Genomic DNA, 1,114 nt, shown 5'->3' with positions numbered 1-1,114 from the left:
GACGAGCAGGCGGTGTCCACGGTCACCGCCGGGCCCTCGAAGCCGAAGGTGTAGGAGAGGCGGCCGGAGGCGACGCTGCCGGAGTTGCCGATCCCGATCAGGCCCTCCAGCTCGGCCGGGGTGGAGCCGAGTTTGGTGGCGTAGTCGTGGTACATCACGCCGGCGAAGACGCCGGTGCGGCTGCCGCGCAGCCGGTCGGCGCTGATGCCGGCGCGTTCCATCGCTTCCCAGGAGGTTTCCAGCAGCAGGCGCTGCTGCGGGTCCATCGCCAGTGCCTCGCGCGGGCTGATGCCGAAGAAGGCGGGGTCGAAGTCGCCCGCGTCGTAGAGGAATCCGCCGTGGCGGGAGTAGGAGGTGGCGACCGACTCCGGGTCGGGGTCGTAGAGGCGCTCCAGGTCCCAGCCGCGGTCGGTCGGGAACTCCCCGATGGCGTCCGCGCCGCCCGCGACCAGGTGCCACAGGTCCTGCGGTGAGCCGACCCCGCCCGGGTAGCGGCACGCCATGCCCACGATCGCGATCGGCTCGCGGGCGGCGTCCAGGAGCGAGCGGTTCTGTTCCCGCAACCGCTCCGTCTCCTTCAGCGAGGTCCGCAGGGCCTCGATGAGCTTGGGATCGTGCGCAGACATGTCGCCTCGTGCTCTCGCGATACGGACTGTTCAGGAAGTCTTGACGGACGGGATCGGCCGGGCGGGCGGGCCGGTTGTCAGCGGACGCCCAGCGTCGCGGCGATGTACCGCAGGACGGCCGGGGCGTGGTCGTTGAGGTAGAAGTGACCGCCGGGGAAGACCTCCAGCGCGAAGGAGGCGCCGGTGTGCTCCTTCCAGCGCAGTGCCTCGTCCCGGTCGACCTGCGGGTCGTCGTCGCCGATCAGGACGTGGAGGGGCGAGTCGATGACGGCGTCGGGCCGGCAGCGGTAGGTCATCACGGCGGTGTAGTCGGCGCGCATCGCGGGCAGGACCATGTCGAGCAGTTCGGGGTCGTCCAGCATCCGCGAGTCGGTCCCGCCCAGGCTCCTGACCTCGGCGACCAGCGCCCGGTCGCTCTCCTGGTAGAGGGTCTCCTCCCGCACGGCCGAGGGCGCCCGCCGGCCGGAGGCGAACAGGGCGACGGGGGT

At 71.7% G+C, this 1,114-nt stretch carries 2 protein-coding genes; both read right to left on the bottom strand.

The features are described 5' to 3' along the window. Window positions 1–626: beta-ketoacyl synthase N-terminal-like domain-containing protein (locus AB0J08_RS41740; RefSeq protein ID WP_360645475.1), on the bottom strand; the 626-nt coding region annotated here is incomplete at its 3' end. 77 nt (window positions 627–703) lie between these two features. After that, the coding region (locus tag AB0J08_RS41735; protein WP_360645472.1) for a thioesterase domain-containing protein at window positions 704–1,114 on the bottom strand (411 nt) is incomplete at its 5' end.

Source organism: Kitasatospora sp. NPDC050463 (assembly GCF_040655255.1).
In the GTDB taxonomy this organism is placed as follows: Bacteria; Actinomycetota; Actinomycetes; order Streptomycetales; family Streptomycetaceae; genus Kitasatospora.
This window is presented reverse-complemented; position numbering and strand designations above follow the sequence as displayed.